The sequence below is a fragment of the Candidatus Accumulibacter vicinus genome (genome assembly GCF_000584955.1).
Lineage (GTDB): Bacteria > Pseudomonadota > Gammaproteobacteria > Burkholderiales > Rhodocyclaceae > Accumulibacter > Accumulibacter vicinus.
Map to the genome: position 1 here is coordinate 10,922 of NZ_JDSS02000038.1, position 625 is coordinate 11,546.

The window sequence follows — 625 nt, forward strand, 5'->3', positions numbered from 1 at the left end:
ACGTGCCTGGAAGCATGCCCTGGGCCTTGCAGAACGTCTGCTGTGGCCTGCTGCACATCAGGTTTTCTTTAGACCCTAGTGATAAGGCCCAAAGAAAAAGCCGCCCTTTGGCGGCTCATGGGTCAGAATACGTTGACCAGTACCCACTTGATGCTCGCCCCTTCGGGCAAGGTCGTTGCCCCTTCGGGCAACCTTGGGCCTGAGTATTGCCCAAGAAGGGCATTCTCTCCCGACTTGAGGGTAACGGAAACCCTGTTGCAGGGCACTTTGACGCCCAGAATGGTTGAGAACAATGCGGCTGTATCGGCATGGCCAACTGCCGACACAGATTCTTGTGCCAGTTCAGCCATTGTAGTGGCTGAGATTTCCGTGAACCGCACGGAAACGGGAAATTCCGCCAGCATATTGGCGGAAAAAGCGTTGAGCATGTACATGTAAGTCTCCTAAATTCGGTCATGCAGACATCCTGCTGCAAGTCAGGTTTTCTTTAGACCCTAGTGGTAAGGCCCAAAGAAAAAGCCGCCCAAGGGCGGCTTGCGGTCATTGCCAGTCGGCATCGCACCGCCAAGTGTGCCCTTGGTGAGAGCAAGAGTAGCTCTCTACCCAGAACGTCTGGCCAGTGCAG

At 54.9% G+C, this 625-nt stretch carries 1 protein-coding gene; it reads right to left on the bottom strand.

Annotated features, from left to right (window positions below; genetic code table 11):
• Positions 1-122 precede the first annotated feature (122 nt).
• Positions 123-434, bottom strand: coding sequence for a DUF1874 domain-containing protein (locus CAPSK01_RS17220; RefSeq protein WP_034929588.1), 312 nt, complete (start codon positions 432-434; stop codon positions 123-125).
• Between the last annotated feature and the right edge of the window lie 191 nt (positions 435-625).

What these genes read in the sequence shown, in the direction of transcription:
- CAPSK01_RS17220 (WP_034929588.1), bottom strand. Translation starts at nt 434, where the DNA reads ATGTACATGCTCAACGCTTTTTCCGCCAATATGCTGGCGGAATTTCCC.